A 19250-nucleotide genomic window follows, 5' to 3' on the forward strand; every position below is an offset into this window, starting at 1 on the left:
GGGGCGGGTACCGGAGTGCCCTGTGGACAGCGGGCGGTGGGTCGTACCCTGGCCTGTCCACAGGCGTTGCCCACCGCGGGCCCGACGGCTAATCTCCGGCCCCGGCCGCCGGTAGGGTGTGATCGTGATCGTCGCTGTCGGCATCGACGTGGTCCTGGTCGACCGGTTCGCCCGGGCCCTGGCACGGACGCCGCTGCTCGCCGACCGACTCTTCACCAGCGCCGAGCGGCACACCCGCTCCGGTGGCCCGCGCCCGCCGGAGTCGCTCGCCGCCCGGTTCGCCGCCAAGGAGGCCGTGGCCAAGGCGCTCGGCGCCCCGGCCGGGCTGAGCTGGCACGACTGCGAGATCAGGGCCGATCCGGACGGCCGTCCCTGGCTGGCTGTCGCCGGCACCGTCGCGGCGGCGGCCGAGGCGCGCGGGGTCAACCACTGGCATCTCTCGTTGTCGCACGACGGGGGGATCGCGTCGGCGATGGTGGTCGCGGAACGGTGACGTCGACCGGGCGGGCCGGTCGGGTCCACCCGCGAACGGATGGGGAGACGGTGGCATGAGAGCGGTGTGGCGGGTGGCCGACGTGCGGGCGGCCGAGGCGGGGCTGATGGGCACGCTGCCGGAGGGGACGCTCATGCAGCGGGCCGCCGCCGGGCTGGCCCGCCGGGCCGCACTGCTGCTCGCCGAGCGCGGCGGCGTCTACGGCGGCCGGGTGCTGCTGCTCGTCGGTTCCGGCGACAACGGCGGCGACGCGTTGTACGCCGGGGAGCGACTGGCCCGCCGGGGTGTCCAGGTGTCCGCCCTGCTCCTCACTCCCGGGCGTGCGCACGCGGCGGGACTGGCCGCGCTGCGAGCGGCCGGCGGCCGGCTGGTCGACCAGCCCACCGGCCCGGTCGACCTGGTGCTCGACGGCATCGTCGGCATCGGTGGCACCGGGGGGCTGCGGGCCGGCGCGGACGCGGTGGCGCAACGGCTCGGTGAGCTGCGCGGACGTGACGGTGACCGGGCCACCGTGCTGGCGGTGGACGTGCCGAGCGGCGTCGCGGTGGACACCGGGGACGTGCCGCTGGCCCCGTCCGGCCGACCGAACGCGGTGCACGCCGACGTGACGGTGGCGTTCGGCGCGTTGAAGCCCGCCCTGGTGGTCGGGCCGGCCGCTGCCCTGGCCGGTCAGGTGGAGCTCGTCGACATCGGGCTGCGGCCCTGGTTGCGGGGCACCCCGGCGCTGCGGGTCACCGAGTGGTCCGACGTCATCGACTGGTGGCCAGCGCTGGGTCCGGCGTCGGAGAAGTACACGCGGGGTGTGGTGGGGGTGGCGACCGGCTCGGCGACCTACCCGGGTGCGGCGGTGCTCTCCGTGGGCGGTGCGCTGGCCGGGCCGACCGGCCTGGTCCGCTACGCCGGCAGCGCCCGCGCCGAGGTGCTGCACCAGCACCCCTCGGTGATCGCCAGCGGGCGGGTCGCCGACGCGGGTCGGGTGCAGGCCTGGGTCTGTGGCTCCGGGCTGGGCACCGGTGCCGACGCGGCGGCCGAGCTGCGCGCCGTGCTGGCCGCCCCGGTGCCCGTGGTGCTCGACGCCGACGCGTTGACCCTGCTGGTGGACGGGTCGCTCGCCGACCAGCTCCGCGGTCGGGACGCGCCGATCGTGGTCACCCCGCACGACCGCGAGTTCACCCGACTCTGCGGTGCGGACCCCGGCGCCGACCGGGTCGGCGCCGCGCTGCGGCTGGCCGCCTGGATGAAGGCGGTGGTGCTGCTCAAGGGTGACCGCACGGTGATCGGCACGCCTGACGGTCGGGCGTACGTCAACCCGACCGGCTCCCCGGCACTGGCCACCGGCGGCACTGGCGATGTGCTGGCCGGACTGCTGGGCTCACTGCTGGCGTCCGGTGTGCCCGCCGATCGGGCCGCGGCCGCGGCCGCGTACCTGCACGGGCTCGCCGGCCGGGAGGCGGCCCGGAGCAGGCCGGTGACCGCGCCCGACGTGGTGACCGCGCTGCGCCCGGTGGTCGCCCGCCTGGGCTGATCGGGTCGGTTCCGGGCGGAACGACCCGATCGGCCGTGCGGCACGTGCGTCGCCGCCCGCGCCGATCTCCGCGGAAAGTAGGCTGGGCGCATGTGGCAGGCCGAGGTACGCGTCGATCTTGACGCGATCCGCGAGAACGTGAGCAGGCTCCGCTCCGGCACCACCGCCGAGTTGATGGCGGTGGTCAAGGGCGACGGGTACGGCCACGGGATGCTTCCCGCCGCTCGCGCGGCGCTCGACGCCGGCGCGGACTGGCTCGGTGTCTGCACCCTCGACGAGGCGCTCACCCTGCGCCGGGCCGGAGTGACCGAGCCGGTGCTGGCCTGGCTGCTCGCGCCCGGCCTGCCGCTGCACGAGGGGGTCAGCGCCGGGGTGGACCTGAGCGCGGCCAGCCTGTCCCAACTGGACGAGATGATCGAGGCGAGCCGGCTCGCCGGGCGCCCCGTCCGCCTGCACCTGAAGATTGACACCGGGTTGTCCCGGGGCGGGGCGACCGTCGCCGACTGGCCGGCGCTGCTGGACGCCGCCGCCAAGGCGCAGGCCGACGGCCTGGTCGAGGTGGTCGGCGTGTGGAGTCACTTCGTGTACGCGGACCTGCCCGGCCACCCCACCATCGACCGTCAACTGGCCGTCTTTCACGAGGGCCTGGCCATGGTCGAGCGGGCCGGGCTGCGACCGCGCTGGCGGCACCTCGCCAACTCGGCGGCCACCCTGACCCGCCCGGACACCCACTTCGACCTGGTCCGCCCCGGTCTGGCCATCTACGGGCTCTCCCCGGTGGCCGGCGAGACGTACGGTCTGCGACCGGCGATGACCGCGCGCGCCCGGGTGATGCTCACCAAGCGGGTTCCCGCCGGCACCGGGGTCTCCTACGGGCACACCTACACCACGAAAGCCGACGCGAATCTCGCCGTGGTCCCGCTCGGGTACGCCGACGGGGTTCCCCGGCACGCCTCCAACACCGGTCCGGTGCAGCTCGGTGGCGTCCGGCGGACGATCTCGGGGCGGGTCTGCATGGACCAGTTCGTGCTCGACTGCGGTGACGACCCGGTGGCGGACGGCGACGTCGCGACGCTCTTCGGCAGCGGCGCGGACGGCGAGCCGACAGCCGACGACTGGGCCGAGGCCGCCGGCACAATCAACTACGAGATCGTGACCCGGTTCGGGAGCACCCGGGTGCCGCGGGTCTACGACGGCGTGACGCCGTGAGCTACCGCATTCCGCGTCCGCGAACCGCGGTGGGCCGGGTCGCGGGGATCGTCGGCGCCGCGGTGGGCGTTGCCGCCGCGGGCCTGGCGGCCGGGGTCGCGACCGAGCGCACCCTGGTCCGCCGGCTCAAGGCCGACCCGGCCGACCGCTACGCGCACGAGATGTTCGGCGAGCAACGGTACGACGAGGCGTTCCGCCTGGAGTTGCCGGACGGCACGGACATCCACGTCGAGGTGGTCGAGCCGACCAGGCCGGTGCCGGGGCATCCCACGGTGGTGCTGGTGCACGGCTTCTGCCTGGACATGGGGACGTTCCACTTCCAGCGCAAGATGCTCGCCGCCCGCGGTGACTACCGCGTCGTCGCGTACGACCAGCCCGGTCACGGTCGGTCCGGCCGGCTGGAGACCGGCGAGTACGACCTCGCGGTGCTCGGCCGGACGCTGCGCCAGGTGATCGACCGCACCGCCCCGGACGGGCCACTGGTGCTGGTCGGCCACTCGATGGGCGGCATGACCATCATGGCGTTCGCCGAGCTGTTTCCGGAGCTGTTCGGTGACCGGGTGGTGGGCACCGTCCTGATGGCCACCTCGGGCGGGCTCGTCGCGGAGACCAAGCTGGTCGCGCCCGCGCTGCTCGGCCGGGTCGGCGGCCCGGTGCTCTACATGGTCAGCAACGCCACCCGCTACGGCGGGCCGGTGATCGACAAGGCCCGCAAGTCGACGTCGAACGTGGCCTGGCTGCTGACCCGCAAGTACGGCTTCGGCACCCGCAAGCCCAGCCCCACGCTGGTCTCCTACGTGGAGATGATGAACTCCCGGACGTCGGCCGACACGGTGACCCGCTATCTGCGGACCCTGGCCACCCACTCGCGCTTCCCGGCCCTCGCGGCGTTGGCCGCGACGCCGGTGCTGGTGGTGGTCGGCGACAAGGACATGATCACCCCGGTGGTCCACTCCGAGGAGATCGTCCGGCGGCTGCCACACGCCGAGTTCGTCAAGATCAAGGACAGCGGTCACGTGGTGATGTTGGAGCATGCTGACGAGGTCAACGCCGCGCTCGCGCGGTTCCTCGAATCACCTGGAAAGTCGGAGGAACGGTGAGTCACGTCGTCAAGCTGCCGACCGTCGAGGACACCCGGGAGTTCGGCCGGCGCCTGGCCGGGCTGCTGCGGGCCGGTGACCTGGTGCTGTTGACCGGTCCGCTGGGTGCCGGTAAGACCGCGCTGACGCAGGGTGTCGGCGCCGGGCTCGGTGTGGTCGGCGACATCACCTCGCCGACCTTCGTGATCGCCCGGGTGCACCGGCCCGATCCGGCCCGAGGTGGCCGGGTCGCTCTGGTGCACGCCGACGCCTACCGGTTGGGTGACGCCACCGATCCGCGCGCCGAGATCGACGACCTGGACCTCGACGCCTCGGTGGACGACTCGGTGACGGTGGTGGAGTGGGGCGAGGGACTGGTGGAGCAGTTGGTCGACACGCACCTACGGGTCCGCATCGACCGCCGCGACGACGACACCCGGATCGTCGAGCTGGACCCGATCGGTGGCGACTGGGCCCGGCGCCTCGCCGACCTGGGTTAGGCCGGCTGCTGTCGTACCGGATGCCTAGAGTGCGGGGGACCGACCCGAGCTGTGAGAGGTTCCTGATGCCCGACGATGCCCCCGCCCTTGACCTGCTGGCCCTGTTGCCGGAGCAGTGGCGTGCCGTGCTCACCCCGCACCTGGACGCGGCCCGCACCGCCGCGTTGGCCGAGTTCGTCGCCCGGGAATACGCGACGCAGACCGTCTTTCCCCCTATCGAGGACCTTTTCTCGGCATACCGGCTCTGCCCGCCGCAGGGCACCCGGGTGCTGATCCTCGGGCAGGACCCTTACCACCGGGCCGGGCAGGCACACGGGTTGAGCTTCAGCGTCCGGGACGGGGTGACGGTGCCCCCGTCGTTGCGCAACGTCTTCAAGGAGTTGGGCGAGGACGTCGGCGTCCCCAAGCCGCGCAGCGGCAACCTCGACGGGTGGGCCGCCCAGGGTGTGCTGCTGCTCAACGCGGTGCTGACCGTCCGCCAGGCCACCCCGGGCTCGCACGCCAACGCCGGCTGGGAGGAGTTCACCGACGCGACCATCCGGGCGCTGGACGCCTCGCCGGACCGGGTGGTCTTCCTGCTCTGGGGTGGTTACGCCCGCAAGAAGGCGGCGCTGGTCACCAATCCGCAGCACGTGGTGCTGGAGGCCGGCCACCCCAGCCCGATGAACCCGCGTGGCTTCCTCGGCAGCCGTCCGTTCAGCGCGGCCAACAAGGCGCTCGCCGACGCCGGCCTGCCCACCATCGACTGGGAGCGCACCGCCGGCTGAGCTGGCACCGGGTCGCGCACAGCCCGCAGGTCGGCCGGCGGTTGGTTCAGCCGCCGCCGGCCGATTGCCGGTCCCGGTAACGGCGTAGCAGATCGGCGGCGCGCGGCTCGGTCAGCTCCAGCTCGACAAGCGGCACCACCTGGTAACTCCGGCCGCCGTGGCGCACCTCGATCGTCTCGGGGAGCTCGTCGCACATCGTGGCCCTGATCTCCCCGTACCGGGTCGACCAGCGGTGTTCGCCGGGCTCCTCGGGCTCCAACCACACCCCGCCGAACTCGCCCCAGCGAGCGTTCCAGCGCTGGCCGTAGTTCCTCTCCAGCCAGCGGGTCAACACCTTCGAGTCCTGCCATCGCACGGCGATCTCCAGCGCCTCCACCGGCACCGGCGCGCCCTGCAACAGCGCGGCCGTACTCCCGGTGAGCACCTGGGGTAGATCGCTGAGCCGGTCCAGCAACCGATCCAGGTCCAGCTCGTCGATCCGCTCAGCGATCGGCCGAGCAGCCAGGGCGTCCATCCGGGCGTCAAGGTGCGCGTCCAGCGGCTCCACCCCGACGGTCAGCTGCACATCCATCGCAGCGAGCATCCGTTCCAGCACCGGGATGGTCGGCGCACGCTCGCCACGTTCGATCCTGGCCACCGCAGCCTGGCTGACCCCGGCCAGCGCGGCCAACTGACGCTGGCTCAGCTCGCGCAGGTGTCGTTGCTGCCGCACGGTAGCGCCGAGAAGGGTGACGAGGCGAGTGGATGGCATCCCGGCATGGTGGACCAAGGCCGAATGCCGGCGATACCTCTGCGGCATATTGACGACTCGCCGCTGATCCGGCCGAGGACCGCCCCGGTCGATGGCCTGGCGGCGGGCCTCATCCCAGTGAGCGTGATGCCTGTGAGTCATCCTGATGACTCACAGGCATCACGCTCAAAAGGAGATGTGGCGTCGTCCCTCCCGGCCGATTCGTTCCCCGGCCGATTCGTTCCCCGGCGGCTTCGCCGCCCGGCGGGGCTTCGGCGGGGCTTCGGGGTGGCTGCGGGGTGCGGGTGGGCCGGGCGTCCCGAGGACCGGGCCGGTCCGGGCGGGTCTGGGGCGGTGGTGGGGCGGGGCGTGACCGGGGGCGGTGGCGGGGCGGCTAGGCTGGCTTACCGTGCTCGTACTCGTGGTGGACAGCTCGACCCCCGCGGTGACCGCGGCGCTGGTGGAGGTCTCGGCGGATGGCGTGGCGTCGCGGGCGTACCGGTGCACGGTCGACGCCCGCGCGCACGGCGAACTGCTCGCGCCCCAGGTGGACGCGGTCCTCGCCGATGTCGACGCGCGCCCGCGTGACCTGGCCGCCATCGTTGCCGGGCTCGGCCCGGGGCCGTTCACCGGGTTGCGGGTCGGCCTCGTCACGGCCGCGACGATGGGCCAGGTGCTCGGTATCCCCACGTACGGCGTGTGCTCGCTCGACGGCATCGGCTACCCGGCGGCGTCCGGTGAGCCGGTGTTGGCCGCCAGCGACGCCCGGCGCAAGGAGCTGTACTGGGCCGTCTACGACGGTGCCGGGGAGCGGATCGTCGGCCCCGAGGTGTCCACGCCGGCGGTCGCTGCCGCGCGCGCCCGGGAGTTGGGCGCGACGATCGCGGTGGGCGATGGGGCGCACCGGTACGCCGAGGCCCTGGAGCTGCCCGTACGGGTCGAGCCGCGGTACCCGGACGCCACCGTGTTGGCGCTGCTCGCCGCCGAACGGATCCGGGCGGGTGCCGCCAGTGAGCGGCTCACCCCGCTCTACCTGCGCCGGCCCGACGCGGTGGCGGCGACCGGCCGCAAACCGGTCCTGCCATGACGGCGGTACGACTCGAACCGTTCCGCTGGTGGCACATCGACGACGTGCTGCCGATTGAGGCTGACCTCTTCGGCGCCGAGCAGTGGTCGCCGGCCATGTTCTGGAACGAGTTGGCAAACGGGCACCACTACCGGGTCGCCGTCGACGGGGACGGCGCGGTGCTCGGTTACGCCGGGCTCGCCGGTGTTCCGCCGGGCGAGGTGTGGGTCCAGAACATCGCCGTCCGCCGGGACGCCCAGCGGCGCGGTGTGGGCCGTGCCCTGCTGGAGGAACTGCTCGCCGAGGCGGCCCGACGCGACGCCCGCAGCACCCTGTTGGAGGTCGCCGTGGACAACGCCGCGGCCCAGCGGCTCTACGCGACGTACGGGTTCGAGCCGGTCGGGGTGCGGCGCGGCTACTACCAACCGAGCAACACCGACGCGCTGGTGATGCGGCGCGACGCCGAGCCGACCGGGGACGGACCACACCACAATGGCTGACGAACCGCTGATCCTGGGGATCGAGACCTCCTGCGACGAGACCGGCGTCGGCATCGTGCGGGGGCACACCCTGCTGGCCGACGCGCTCGCCTCCAGCGTCGAGGAGCACGCCCGGTTCGGGGGTGTGGTGCCCGAGGTGGCCAGTCGGGCACACCTGGAGGCCATCGTGCCGACCATGGACCGGGCCCTGACCGAGGCCGGCGTCACCCTTGCCGACATCGACGCGATCGCGGTCACCTCCGGGCCGGGGCTGGCCGGCGCGCTGCTTGTCGGTGTCGCCGCCGCGAAGGGGTACGCGCTCGCCGCCGAGAAGCCCGTGTACGGCGTGAACCATCTTGCCGCCCACGTCGCGGTGGACACCCTCGAGCACGGTCCGCTGCCCGAACCCGCCATCGCGCTACTGGTGTCTGGGGGACACTCGTCCCTGCTGCTCGTCGACGACCTGGCCCGGGGTGTCACCCCGCTGGGCGCCACCATCGACGACGCGGCCGGCGAGGCGTTCGACAAGGTCGCCCGACTGCTCGGGCTGCCGTTTCCGGGCGGCCCGCCGATCGACCGGGAGGCGCGGGCCGGTGACGCCGCCGCGATCGCGTTCCCGCGCGGCCTGACCGCCGCGAAGGACCTCGCCGCCCACCGGTACGACTTCTCGTTCTCCGGCCTGAAGACCGCGGTGGCCCGGTGGGTCGAGGCGCGGGAGCGAGCCGGTGAGCCGGTGCCGGTGGCGGACGTGTCCGCGTCCTTCCAGGAGGCGGTCTGCGACGTCCTGACCATCAAGGCGCTCGCCGCCTGCCGCGCGCAGGGCATCGACACGCTGGTGATCGGCGGGGGAGTGGCGGCCAATTCGCGGCTGCGGGCGATGGCCGAGCAGCGAGCCGAGAAGTACGGCATCCAGGTCCGGGTGCCCCGGCCGAAGCTGTGCACCGACAACGGGGCGATGGTGGCGGCGCTCGGGTCGCACCTGGTCGCCGCCGGGGTCGCGCCCAGCCGACTTGATCTGCCGGCCGACTCGGCACTGCCGTTGACCACGGTCAGCGTGTGACGGGAGCGCCGGACATGATCGTACGAATGTGGGAGGCACGCGCCGAGGCGTACGGCGTCGCCGACCTGATCACCTGGGTGTGCGAGACCGCCCTGCCCGAGTTGGAGCACGACCCGCTCCACGTCTCCAGCGAGGTCTTCTCCTCCACCGACCACCGGGTGGTGGTCATCTCCAAGTGGCGCAGCACCCCGCGCCCGCTGCCCGATCCGCCCGCCCTGCTGGTGGCCCGCGCTCCGCACTCCTGGGACTTCACCCAGGTCGACCGCTGACGCGAGCCACCAACGAGCGGTGCTCAGCTGCGGCGCAGCATCCGGTACGTGGCGATTCCGCCGGTGCCCAGCGCGGCGAGGAAGACCAGCCAGACGACGGTGCTGCTGACCCCGACCTGCGGACCGGCGTTCGCGGCGGCGGCAGCCAACAGGCCGTCCTCACCGGGGGCGGGCAGCGCGGCCGGCGGCAGCTCCGGCCAGCGGACCAGCCCGGTGCTCTCCAGCATCTGCATGTGGTGCATGACGAAGCCGTTGGCGTCGTCGCAGAGCTTACGGACGGTGGCGTCCCGGGTGCTGGCGCGGACCGCGCCGATCACCGGAAAGATCTTGCCGTGGGCGACCCGGAGCCGGGTGACGAAGATCTGGTCGAAGCGGGCGCCGGAGGCCTTCTGCATCTCGGCCAGCCAGCCCTTCTGCTCGGCTGTCGGCTCGCTGGGGATGCTCGCGCCCAACTTGTTCGCCGCGTCCACCGTGAGCTGGTCGAGCCGCTGGTGTTCGCTGGCGATGCCGGCGCCGATCTCCCGGACCTTTGCCGACTGGCCCTTCTCGGCGGCCATCTGGCCGGCGGGCATCTCCCACAGCCCGGCCAACCGGACCCCGTTGAGCAGCGTCATGTCGGCGGCGTTGAGCTGCTGACCACCGGCGGGCGCGGCAATGGCCACGCCGGGCAGGACACCGACCGCCGCGACGATCGCGATGAGCAGCAGCGCCGCTCGGTGGGTCCGGTTGCCCAGTCGGCGATGGGCGGATCTCAGCGGTGCCATGTCTGTGGAGCCTCCTCGGTCCGGACCGAACGCGTCTGGACCGGGCAGCCAGATCCTGCCGGCTGCCCGTCCGACCACTGGTACGGACTGATCGCGCGATCAGTTCATCGGAGGGCGAGGCGGATCAGCGGGGGAGCGGGTCAGGCGGAGCCGCGGGTGACGGCGAGGAAGCCGCCGAGCAGCAGCAGGGTGAGAGCGGCGGCGGCGAAGAGCATCAGCAGCTCCCGGCGCCCCTGCCCGACGGGTTCGCTGTCGACTGTCGGGTCGGGCAGGACCGGCAGGTCGCGGGTCAGGGCGGCCAGGTCACCGAGGGTGCGCGCCGTCCACACCGCACCGGCCCGATCGGAGAACTCGTCGAGGGTCAGCCGGCCCGCGGCGGTGTGCCGGTGCAGCTCGGCGAGCACCCGGTTGCGGTCGTCGTCGGAAGCGCGCAGCTCGACATCCACGCTGGACAGCGTACGCGGATCAGCCCACGTCGAGGGGATCGGCGAGGAGTCGTTCGAAGGCCAACTCGGCGGCCCCGATCAGGGGGGCGTCCTCGCCCAACTTCGGCGTACGCAACCGGACGTGCTCCAGGCAGGCGGCGAGCGCATTGGAGTTGAGCCGGCTGCGAACCTGGGCCGCCGACGCGAGGTAGAGGTCGCGCATGGTGCCGCCGAAGATGACCATCTCCGGGTTGAAGACGTTCACCAGGTTGGCCAGCCCGAAGCCGAGCCAGTCACCGGCCTGGCGGACCGCGGTCTGGGCGCGGGCGTCACCGCGGTCGGCGGCGTCGAAGACGGCCAGCAGCGCGTCGTGACCTCGCGCGTCGGAGCGTCCGGCGGCGCGGAGCAGACCGTGCTCGCCGATCTCGGTTTCCCAGCAGCCCCGGGAGCCACACTCACAGGGCCTGCCGTCGAGGACCACCTTCATGTGGCCGACCTCGCCGCCGTACCCACCGTGCCCGGTCAGCCGCCGGCCACCGGCGATGATGCCGGCGCCCACGCCGACGTCGCCGTACAGATAGAGGACGTTGTCGCAGCCGGCCGCCACCCCGCGCGCGTGCTCGGCGAACGCCGCGACGTCGGCCACGTTGCCCACCGTGACCGGCACCTCGATGCCCAGCTCGGCGGCGAGGGCCGCGCCGATCGGCTCGTCCACCCAGCCGGTGGTCGGGCCGAGCCGCACCAGGCCGTCGTTGCGGCGGACCATGCCGCAGACCGCGACGCCGGCACCGACGCAGATCGCGTCGCGCGGCACCGTCTGCTGCATCTCCTTGAGCGCGCCGGCCAGCAGCGGCGCGGCCTCCGCGGCCAGCAGGCCGCGGGGCCGGTCCAGCTCCCGGCGATCCAGGACCGCGCCACCCAGCCCGATCCGGGCCGCGCGCAACCGGTCCACCTCCACGGAGTACGCGTACGCGTACACCCGGGCCGACGCGGGCCGGACGACAAGTGACGGTCGGCCGGCCCGGCCGGTTTCCTTTGGCGCTCCCTCGCTGACCAGTCCCACTGCGGACAGGTCGGCGGTGAGCGCGCCGATGGTGCTGCGGTTGAGGCCCAGCGTGGTGGTCAGTTCGGCGCGCGTCGTCGGCCCGTGGACGTGTACGTGTCGCAGCAGGGCCCCGAGGTTCTGCCGTCGCACGTCGTCCTGACTCGGTCCTGGGCGCATCGTGGTGCTACCTCCCGCGCGGTCAGCGGGTGCCGGTGGCTGCCGCGCGGCGGCGGGAGAGCGCATCGACGCTGGCGGCGAGGAGCAGCACGACGCCGGTGACCACGTACTTGACTCCCGCGCTGTAACCCATCAGGCCCATTCCGTTTTCGATCACCGCGACCACCGCGCCGCCGAGTACGGCGTCGAGGACGCGGCCCTTGCCACCGAAGAGGCTGGTGCCTCCGATCACCGCCGCGCCGACCGCGTAGAGCAGTACGTTACTGCCCCCGGTGTTCGGGTCGACGGAGTTGGCCCGGCTGGCCGCCACGATGCCACCGATGGCGGCCATGGAGGAGCAGATCACGAAGACGGAGATCCGGATCCGGTCGACGCCGATACCGGCCCGGCGAGCCGCTTCCCGGTTGCCGCCCACGGCGTAGATGTGCCGGCCGTAGCTGGTGCGTTGGAGCACGAAGGTCCAGATGACCAGCAGCACCGCGATGATCGGCACCACGATCGGCACACCCTTGAGCGAGACGATCAGCACGTTGCGGCTGCGCTCCAGGTTGAGCACGTACACGGCCGTGCCGAGGATGAGGGCGAGCCCGCCGATCCGCAACGCCACCACCGCGATCGGGTCGGTGATCAGACCACGGGCCGCCCGGTTGCGGTAACGCAGCAGTTGCACCGCCGCGTAGCCGACGACCGCGAGAGCGGTGAGCGCCCAGCCCAGCGCGGGAGCGAGGTTGCGGTTGGCGATGGCGACCAGCACCTCGTCGCGGACGGAGATGTTGGTGCCCTCCTGCACGAGCAGCAGCACGACACCCTGGAAGGCGAGGAAGCCGGCGAGAGTGACCACGAAGGACGGAATGCCGATCTTCGCGACCAGCATCCCGAGCGTGGTGCCGATGACCACGCCGGTGGCGACCGCGGCGAGCACGGCGACCCACCAGGGGTAGCCGAGCACGGTGACCACGTTGGCCAGTACCGCCGCGCAGACGCCGCTGGCGAAGCCGGCGGAGAGGTCGATCTCGCCGAGCAGCAGCACGAAGACCAGGCCCATCGCGATGAGCGTGACCGCCGCGCCCTGGGTGAAGAGGTTGGCGAAGTTGCCTGCCGACAGGAACGACGACGGCCGCATGACCGCGAAGACGGTGCAGAGCACGATCAGGCCGAGCACGGCTGGTAGCGCGCCGACGTCGCCACCGCGTACCCGGCTCACGTAGTTGCGGACGTGGCTCCCGACGGTCGGCGGCGGTGTGACGGCCGCCGGGCCGTCCTTGCGCACGGCGGTGGTGGTCATCGGACGCCTCCTGAGATCGAGTCGGCCGGCTGCGGGCCGTCGCCGTTGCCGCCCGGGTCGGTGGCGAGGCCGAGGCCGCCCGAGCGCCCGGCGGTGATCAGCTCAACCACCTGGGCGTGAGTGATGTCGGTGGTCTTCACCTGGGCGACCATCTGGCCGAGGTACAGCGCGGCGATCCGGTCGGAGACGGCGAAGACGTCGTTCATGTTGTGCGAGATGAGCACCACGGCCAGGCCGTTGTCGGCGAGGCGACGGACCAGTTCGAGCACCTGGGCGGTCTGTGCGACGCCGAGCGCGGCGGTCGGCTCGTCCAGGATGACGAGCCTGCTGTTCCACAGCACCGCCTTGGCGATGGCCACGGTCTGGCGCTGACCGCCGGAGAGGCTGGAGACGTGCTGGCGAAGCGAGGTGACGGTGCGGATGGAGAGCCCCGCCAGGGTCTCGGCGGCGAGCTGTTCCATCGTCGGCTCGTCCAGGACGATGCCGCTGCGCCGCTCGCGGCCGAGGAACATGTTCTGCACGATGTCCAGGTTGTCGCAGAGCGCGAGGTCCTGGTATACGACCTCGATGCCGAGCGTGGCGGCGTCGCGGGGACTGCCGATGTGCACCTGTGCGCCGTTGAACAGGACCTCACCGGCGTCGGTGGGGTAGATGCCGCTGATGCACTTCACCAGGGTCGACTTGCCGGCGCCGTTGTCGCCGACAAGTGCTGTCACTTCGCCCGGGTGGACGCTCAGGGCGACGTCGCGGAGCACCTGGACGGGACCGAAGCTCTTGTCGATCCCGCGGAGTTCCAGCAGGGGAATCGCGGACACGGGTTCTCCTTCTTAAGGGAGGGTCGGGGCCCGTCCGGCGGGCGCCGCCCGGCACGGGAGGGTGCTCCCGTGCCGGGCGGCGATGGTCGTCCCGGCGGGTACTGCGGCGTCGGTCAGCTGATGCCGGCTTCGGTGCAGAACTTGGCGTACGCCGCGGTGCAGACCTGCTCCTTGGTCGCGTAGCCGTCGGCGATGACGTCCTTGACGTTGTCCTTGTAGATGGCCTTCGGGGTGAGCAGCACCGAGGGGACGTCGCGGTCACCGTCCTTCACCGACTGGCCGGTGTCCTTCTTCTCGCCCTTGGCCAGCGCGATGGCCAGGTCCGCGGCGGCCTTGGCCTCTTCCCGGACCGCCTTGTAGACGGTCATGCACTGGTCACCGGCGAGGATGTTCTGCAGGCCCTCCACGCTGGCGTCCTGCCCGGTCACCGGCACCTTACCGTTGATCTTGTTCTTCTTCAGGATCGAGATGGCGGCGTTGCCGAGAGTGTCGTTGGCGGCCAGCACACCGTCGATCTTGCCCTTGGTCGCGGTGAGCTGCTGCTCGAAGATGGTCGCGGCGGTGGGGCCGTCCCAGCCGGGCACGGCGTCGTCCGGACCCTTGGTGTATTCCTTGGACTCGAACTTCGGCTTGAGCACCGAGTCGTAGCCGGCCTTGAACAGGGTGGCGTTGTTGTCGGTAGGCGAGCCGTTCAGGTACGACACGACAGGGTTCTTGACGCCCTTCTCGGTCAGGCACTTCGACAGGCCCTCACCCTGGAGCTTGCCGACGACCTCGTTGTCGAAGCTGACGTAGTACTGGGCGGAGCCGCCCAGGGTGAGCCGGTCGTAGTCGATGGTGGCGACGCCCTGCGACTTGGCCTTGTCGAGCACTGCCTTGCCGGTGCCGGAGTCCAGGTTGACGATCATCAGGGCGGTGACGCCGCCGGTGATCATCTGGTCGGCGATGGTCTGGAAGGCGGCCTTGTCGTTCTGGGCGTTCTGAATGTCGGACTGGACGCCGGCGGCCTTGAACGCCTCCTCCAGGAAGCGACGGTCCGCCGTCTCCCAGCGGGGGGAGGACTTGCTGTCCGGAAGGATCACGCCGATCTTGGGAGTCTTTTTGGAGTCGGCCGAGCCGGTGCCGGAGTCGTCGCTGCAGGCGGTCAAGCCGCCGGTCGTGAGCAGGCCCACGGCGGCGATGGTGAGGATCCCCTTACGCATGTGCAGGGTCCTTTCGGGGGTGGGGGAGGTGTTGTTTTTGTTGTGTCCGGCAACGTATTGCGCGTCACACCGCCTCCACAAGACCGCGCAGGTACCCAGTTTGTTGGCAGCGATAACAATTCAGCAACGCGACTGTTACTCCACGGGCATCCCGCGGTGGAGTCGACGTAACGAGAGTCGTCAGCGGGTCTGCAACGGCGCGGTGCGGGCGTCGGTGAGCGCCACCAGATCCGGCGCGGCCAGTTCGAGTTGCAGGCCGCGCCGACCAGCCGAGACGTAGATCGTCGGAAGGTCCAACGCGGATTCGTCGAGCACGGTGGGCAGTCGCTTGCGCTGCCCGAGCGGGCTGATCCCACCGCGTACGTAGCCGGTGGCCCGCTCGGCGACCGCCCGGTCGGCAAGCGCCGCCCGCTTGCCACCGACCGCCGCCGCGAGCGCCTTGAGATCCAACTCGCCGGTGACCGGAACGACCGCCACGGTGAGCGCGCCGTCGACCTCGGTCACCAACGACTTGAAGACCCGCTCCGGTGCCACGCCCAGCGCCGCCGCCACGAGCACGCCGTAGTTGGGGGCGTCCGGCGACACCCGGTAGGGGTGGGTGCGATGCGCGACCCCGCGCCTGACCAACAGTGCCGTCGCCGGCGTGCCCTGTCCCGCCACACCGACGACGCTAGGGCTTGACACAGGCCCTAGTCCACCGGCCGACCGATCAGCACGGTCGGTGCACCGGCGACCCGGGTGAGCACCAGGCTCGCCGCGACATCGCCGGTCAGCCGCAGATCCCGCCGGAGTTGCTCCGGGGTGAGCGCCGAACCCCGCTTGAGGATCTCCACCCGACCCACCCGGCGCTCGCGCAGCAGTGCCCGCAGCCGCTTGAGCGAGAACGGCAGCACGTCGGTGATCTCCAGGCAGCGCGCATACGGGGTGCGGGTCGGGCGGTCGGCGTAGAGGTAGGCGATGCTCGGGTCGCCGAGCGTGGCGTCCAGTTCGCCGGCCAGTTCGGCGACGAGGTGCGCGCGGACCACCGCCGGGTCCGGGTCGTACAGGAAGCGCCGGGGCGGCCCGACCGGCGCCTCGTCGGCACCCGAGCCGGTCAGCTGGTGGCGGCGAGCCTCGACGCCCTGCTGCCGGTAGAGCGTGGCGCGGCGGGGCACCTCCGCCAGCTCACCGCACCAGAGCGCGGCCTCGACCAGGTCGCCGTCCACGCCGACCCACTCCGCCTCCGCCCCGGCCGGGATGAGCGCGTGGTCCAGCCCCGGCGCCACCTTGACCACGGTGCGCGGCACCCGCTCGGCCAGCCCGGTCACGAAATCCCAGGGTGGCGAGTAGGCGCGCGGGTCGAAGATCCGTCGTCCGGTGCCGCTGGTGCGGCGGGCCGGGTCGCAGAAGACCGCGTCGACGCGGGAGACGTCGAACGCGGTGGCGTCACCGCACTCGACGGTGAACAGCTCGTCCAGCCCGGCCGCCGCGGCATTGGCGGCGGCCATTGCGGCGGTCACCGAGTCGGCCTCCACGCCGTACACCCGGATGCCGGCGCGGGCGGCGGCCAACGCGTCCGCGCCGAGGCCGCAGCCCAGGTCGGCCAGGGTACGGACGCCGGCCGCGTGTAGCCGGGCGGCCCGGCGGTCGGCGACCACCCGGCGGGTGGCCTGCTCCAGCCCGGGTCGGGTGAGGAACATCCCGGCGGCGGCCGGACCGAACTTGCCGACCGCCCGGTGACGCAGCTCGGCCTGGGTGAGCGCCGCCGCGGCCAGCGTCGGCGGCACCCCGGCCGCGCGCAGCGCCGACGCCGCGGCCAGCGAATCACCGCCGGCCAGTCCGGCCGCCGCCGTGAGCGCGGCCGACCCCTCGGGGGTACGCAGCGTCGCCAGCTGATCGAGATCCACCCAACCATTGTCCCGGCCCGGCCGGGCTGTTCGGACAGTGGTGTCAGCTGGCCGGCTCGGCGCGGCGGCTCCACCGACGGGTGCCGGCCGGCGGGGCTCGGCTGGTGGGGTCAGTCGGTGGGCGTGGCGCCGGCGAGTGCCCGCTCGCCGGGGTGAAACTGTGGCGACACGGAGAGCGGCTCGTTGGCACTCTCCTTGACGGAGTGCTAGCTACGGAATAACCTGCGATTAGCACTCTCGCCCTGAGGGTGCCAGCTTCCGGGTCTCCGACCCGGGTGCGCACGCCAGGCGGACCGGCACCCGCGACGACGGCCCCGCCCGGTGGCATGAGGCAGATTGACGCTGGTCAGCCACGTTGACCAGCAACGAAACCAGTACCCCAGGAGGGTATGCCCGTGACTACTGCGACCAAGGTTGCGATCAAGCCGCTCGAGGACCGCATCGTGGTCCAGGCGAACGAGGCTGAGACCACCACGGCGTCGGGCATCGTGATCCCCGACACCGCCAAGGAGAAGCCGCAGGAGGGCACTGTCCTCGCTGTCGGCCCGGGCCGCGTCGACGACAACGGCAACCGGGTTCCGGTTGACGTGCAGGTCGGCGACACCGTCCTTTACTCGAAGTACGGCGGCACCGAGGTCAAGTACGCCGGCGAGGAGTACCTGGTGCTCTCTGCCCGCGACGTCCTCGCGGTCATCGAGAAGTAAGCAACCGATCAGTGCCACTGCCCCGGTCCGGCTCGCCGGGCCGGGGCAGTGGCGCTTCGAAGGGACATATATGGCGAAGATCCTGAGCTTTTCGGACGACGCCCGACACCTGCTGGAGCACGGTGTCAACGCCCTCGCGGACGTGGTCAAGGTCACCCTCGGCCCGCGCGGGCGCAACGTCGTCCTGGACAAGAAATTCGGTGCGCCGACGATCACCAACGATGGTGTGACCATCGCCAAGGAGATCGAGCTCACCAACCCGTACGAGAACCTTGGCGCGCAGCTGGTCAAGGAGGTGGCGACCAAGACCAACGACGTCGCCGGTGACGGCACCACCACCGCGACCGTGCTCGCCCAGGCGATGGTTCGCGAGGGTCTGCGCAACGTGACCGCCGGTACCAACCCGGCCGGCCTCAAGCGGGGCATCGACGTGGCGGCCGCCAAGGTCTCCGAGGCGCTGCTCGGCCGTGCCGCGGAGGTCACCAGCAAGGAGTCGATCGCGAACGTGGCGACGATCTCCGCGCAGGACGCCACGATCGGCGACCTGATCGCCGAGGCGATGGAGCGGGTCGGCCGTGACGGTGTCATCACCGTCGAGGAAGGCTCCACGCTCACCACCGAGCTGGACGTGACCGAGGGTCTCCAGTTCGACAAGGGCTTCATCTCGCCGAACTTCGTCACCGACCTGGAGAGCCAGGAGTCCGTCCTCGAGGACGCGTACATCCTGGTCACCACCCAGAAGATCTCGGCGATCGAGGAGCTGCTGCCGCTGCTGGAGAAGGTCCTGCAGAACAGCAAGCCCCTGCTGATCATCGCCGAGGACGTGGACGGCCAGGCGCTCTCCACCCTGGTGGTCAACTCGCTGCGCAAGACCCTCAAGGTCTGCGCGGTCAAGGCCCCGGGCTTCGGTGACCGGCGCAAGGCAATGCTCCAGGACATCGCGATCTCCACGGGCGCCGAGCTGGTCGCCCCGGAGCTGGGCTACAAGATCGACCAGGTCGGCCTGGAGGTGCTCGGCACCGCTCGGCGCGTCGTGGTCGACAAGGAGAACACCACGATCGTCGACGGCGGTGGCCAGAAGGCCGACGTCGCCGACCGGGTTTCCCAGATCCGCAAGGAGATCGAGGCCTCCGACTCCGACTGGGACCGGGAGAAGCTGGCCGAGCGGCTGGCCAAGCTCTCCGGTGGCATCGCCGTCATCAAGGCTGGCGCGGCGACCGAGGTCGAGATGAAGGAGCGCAAGCACCGCATCGAGGACGCCATCGCGGCGACCAAGGCTGCGGTCGAGGAGGGCACCGTCCCCGGCGGCGGCGCCGCCCTGGTGCAGATCCGCTCGGTGCTCGACGACGACCTGGGCTTCACCGGTGACGAGAAGATCGGTGTCTCGGTCGTGCGCAAGGCGCTCGTCGAGCCGCTGCGCTGGATCGCCCAGAACGCCGGTCACGACGGTTACGTCGTGACGCAGAAGGTCGCCGACCTGGACTGGGGCAACGGCCTCGACGCCGCCAAGGGCGAGTACGTCGACCTGGTCAAGGCCGGCATTATCGACCCGGTGAAGGTGACCCGCAACGCGGTCACCAACGCCGCCTCGATCGCCGGTCTGCTGCTCACCACGGAGAGCCTCGTGGTGGAGAAGCCAGAGCGGGCCGAGCCGGCCGCCGCCGGCGGCGGCCACGGCCACGGCCACCAGCACGGCCCGGGCTTCTGAGCCGGTAGCGACACCTGTCGCGGGGCGCACCGTCGTACGACGGTGCGCCCCGTTCGTCTGCT

The 19250-nt window shown here is 71.9% G+C and carries 21 protein-coding genes; 12 read left to right on the top strand and 9 right to left on the bottom strand.

Annotation, left to right across the window (positions count from 1 at the left end):
* Window positions 1-124 precede the first annotated feature (124 nt).
* From ACFYPM_RS08095 to ACFYPM_RS08120, 6 genes are all read left to right on the top strand, one after another.
* Window positions 125-493 (top strand): holo-ACP synthase, encoded by a 369-nt coding sequence (locus ACFYPM_RS08095; protein WP_357253490.1) that lies wholly within the window; start codon window positions 125-127, stop codon window positions 491-493.
* Window positions 494-548: 55 nt separating this feature from the next.
* A complete protein-coding gene (locus ACFYPM_RS08100) occupies window positions 549-2018 on the top strand; it encodes an NAD(P)H-hydrate dehydratase (RefSeq protein WP_387192431.1) in 1470 nt (489 codons plus the stop codon).
* 90 nt (window positions 2019-2108) lie between these two features.
* The gene (gene alr / locus ACFYPM_RS08105; protein WP_387192435.1) at window positions 2109-3227 is read left to right on the top strand and encodes an alanine racemase; all 1119 of its coding nucleotides are present in this window, start codon (window positions 2109-2111) and stop codon (window positions 3225-3227) included.
* Complete coding sequence (locus ACFYPM_RS08110) at window positions 3224-4327, top strand: alpha/beta fold hydrolase (RefSeq protein ID WP_387192438.1); 1104 nt, start codon at window positions 3224-3226, stop codon at window positions 4325-4327. The genes alr and ACFYPM_RS08110 overlap by 4 nt, the downstream gene beginning before the upstream one ends.
* Window positions 4324-4806, top strand: a complete 483-nt coding sequence (gene tsaE / locus ACFYPM_RS08115) for a tRNA (adenosine(37)-N6)-threonylcarbamoyltransferase complex ATPase subunit type 1 TsaE (protein ID WP_387192441.1) — start codon at window positions 4324-4326, stop codon at window positions 4804-4806. Before ACFYPM_RS08110 ends, tsaE begins: the two co-directional genes overlap by 4 nt.
* Before the next feature lie 65 nt (window positions 4807-4871).
* On the top strand, window positions 4872-5573 hold the full coding sequence (locus tag ACFYPM_RS08120; protein WP_387192444.1) for a uracil-DNA glycosylase: 702 nt from the start codon (window positions 4872-4874) through the stop codon (window positions 5571-5573).
* A 46-nt stretch (window positions 5574-5619) separates the two neighbouring features.
* On the opposite strand, the gene ACFYPM_RS08125 is transcribed toward ACFYPM_RS08120, so the two are convergent.
* The gene (locus ACFYPM_RS08125) at window positions 5620-6324 is read right to left on the bottom strand and encodes a helix-turn-helix domain-containing protein (RefSeq protein ID WP_387192447.1); all 705 of its coding nucleotides are present in this window, start codon (window positions 6322-6324) and stop codon (window positions 5620-5622) included.
* A 388-nt stretch (window positions 6325-6712) separates the two neighbouring features.
* Here ACFYPM_RS08125 and tsaB point away from each other — a divergent pair, with 388 nt between their 5' ends.
* The 4 genes from tsaB to ACFYPM_RS08145 are packed head-to-tail and all read left to right on the top strand — an operon-like array spanning window position 6713 to window position 9177.
* On the top strand, window positions 6713-7390 hold the full coding sequence (gene tsaB, locus ACFYPM_RS08130; protein WP_387192451.1) for a tRNA (adenosine(37)-N6)-threonylcarbamoyltransferase complex dimerization subunit type 1 TsaB: 678 nt from the start codon (window positions 6713-6715) through the stop codon (window positions 7388-7390).
* Window positions 7387-7869, top strand: a complete 483-nt coding sequence (rimI, locus tag ACFYPM_RS08135) for a ribosomal protein S18-alanine N-acetyltransferase (protein ID WP_387192454.1) — start codon at window positions 7387-7389, stop codon at window positions 7867-7869. Before tsaB ends, rimI begins: the two co-directional genes overlap by 4 nt.
* On the top strand, window positions 7862-8908 hold the full coding sequence (gene tsaD, locus ACFYPM_RS08140; RefSeq protein ID WP_387192457.1) for a tRNA (adenosine(37)-N6)-threonylcarbamoyltransferase complex transferase subunit TsaD: 1047 nt from the start codon (window positions 7862-7864) through the stop codon (window positions 8906-8908). Before rimI ends, tsaD begins: the two co-directional genes overlap by 8 nt.
* 14 nt (window positions 8909-8922) lie before the next feature.
* Window positions 8923-9177, top strand: coding sequence for a hypothetical protein (locus ACFYPM_RS08145; protein ID WP_357253474.1), 255 nt, complete (start codon window positions 8923-8925; stop codon window positions 9175-9177).
* Between the two features lie 23 nt (window positions 9178-9200).
* Here ACFYPM_RS08145 and ACFYPM_RS08150 read toward each other — a convergent pair whose 3' ends face one another.
* The 8 genes from ACFYPM_RS08150 to ACFYPM_RS08185 form a co-directional block, all read right to left on the bottom strand.
* Window positions 9201-9941: a DUF4142 domain-containing protein gene (locus ACFYPM_RS08150; RefSeq protein ID WP_387192462.1), complete on the bottom strand. Its 741-nt coding sequence runs from the start codon at window positions 9939-9941 to the stop codon at window positions 9201-9203.
* 140 nt (window positions 9942-10081) lie between these two features.
* Entirely contained in the window at window positions 10082-10387 is a 306-nt protein-coding gene (locus tag ACFYPM_RS08155; RefSeq protein WP_387192465.1) for a DUF1707 domain-containing protein, read from the bottom strand.
* Window positions 10388-10406: 19 nt separating this feature from the next.
* On the bottom strand, window positions 10407-11588 hold the full coding sequence (locus ACFYPM_RS08160; protein WP_357253469.1) for an ROK family protein: 1182 nt from the start codon (window positions 11586-11588) through the stop codon (window positions 10407-10409).
* A 22-nt stretch (window positions 11589-11610) separates the two neighbouring features.
* Complete coding sequence (locus tag ACFYPM_RS08165) at window positions 11611-12873, bottom strand: sugar ABC transporter permease (protein WP_387192469.1); 1263 nt, start codon at window positions 12871-12873, stop codon at window positions 11611-11613.
* A complete protein-coding gene (locus ACFYPM_RS08170) occupies window positions 12870-13688 on the bottom strand; it encodes an ATP-binding cassette domain-containing protein (protein WP_387192472.1) in 819 nt (272 codons plus the stop codon). The genes ACFYPM_RS08165 and ACFYPM_RS08170 overlap by 4 nt, the downstream gene beginning before the upstream one ends.
* Window positions 13689-13801: 113 nt before the next feature.
* Window positions 13802-14890, bottom strand: coding sequence for a sugar ABC transporter substrate-binding protein (locus tag ACFYPM_RS08175; RefSeq protein WP_387192475.1), 1089 nt, complete (start codon window positions 14888-14890; stop codon window positions 13802-13804).
* Window positions 14891-15070: 180 nt separating this feature from the next.
* Entirely contained in the window at window positions 15071-15550 is a 480-nt protein-coding gene (gene ybaK, locus ACFYPM_RS08180) for a Cys-tRNA(Pro) deacylase (protein WP_387192478.1), read from the bottom strand.
* A gap of 29 nt (window positions 15551-15579) precedes the next feature.
* Window positions 15580-16776 carry a methyltransferase domain-containing protein gene (locus tag ACFYPM_RS08185; RefSeq protein ID WP_387192481.1) on the bottom strand — a complete coding sequence of 399 codons (1197 nt, stop codon included), beginning with the start codon at window positions 16774-16776 and terminating at the stop codon, window positions 15580-15582.
* A gap of 389 nt (window positions 16777-17165) precedes the next feature.
* Here ACFYPM_RS08185 and groES point away from each other — a divergent pair, with 389 nt between their 5' ends.
* Together groES and groL are read left to right on the top strand one after the other, a co-directional pair.
* On the top strand, window positions 17166-17480 hold the full coding sequence (gene groES / locus ACFYPM_RS08190; RefSeq protein ID WP_030330046.1) for a co-chaperone GroES: 315 nt from the start codon (window positions 17166-17168) through the stop codon (window positions 17478-17480).
* A gap of 70 nt (window positions 17481-17550) precedes the next feature.
* A complete protein-coding gene (gene groL, locus ACFYPM_RS08195; protein ID WP_387192484.1) occupies window positions 17551-19188 on the top strand; it encodes a chaperonin GroEL in 1638 nt (545 codons plus the stop codon).
* Window positions 19189-19250 lie beyond the last annotated feature (62 nt).

The organism is Micromonospora sp. NPDC005203, from assembly GCF_042872705.1.
Lineage (GTDB): Bacteria > Actinomycetota > Actinomycetes > Mycobacteriales > Micromonosporaceae > Micromonospora.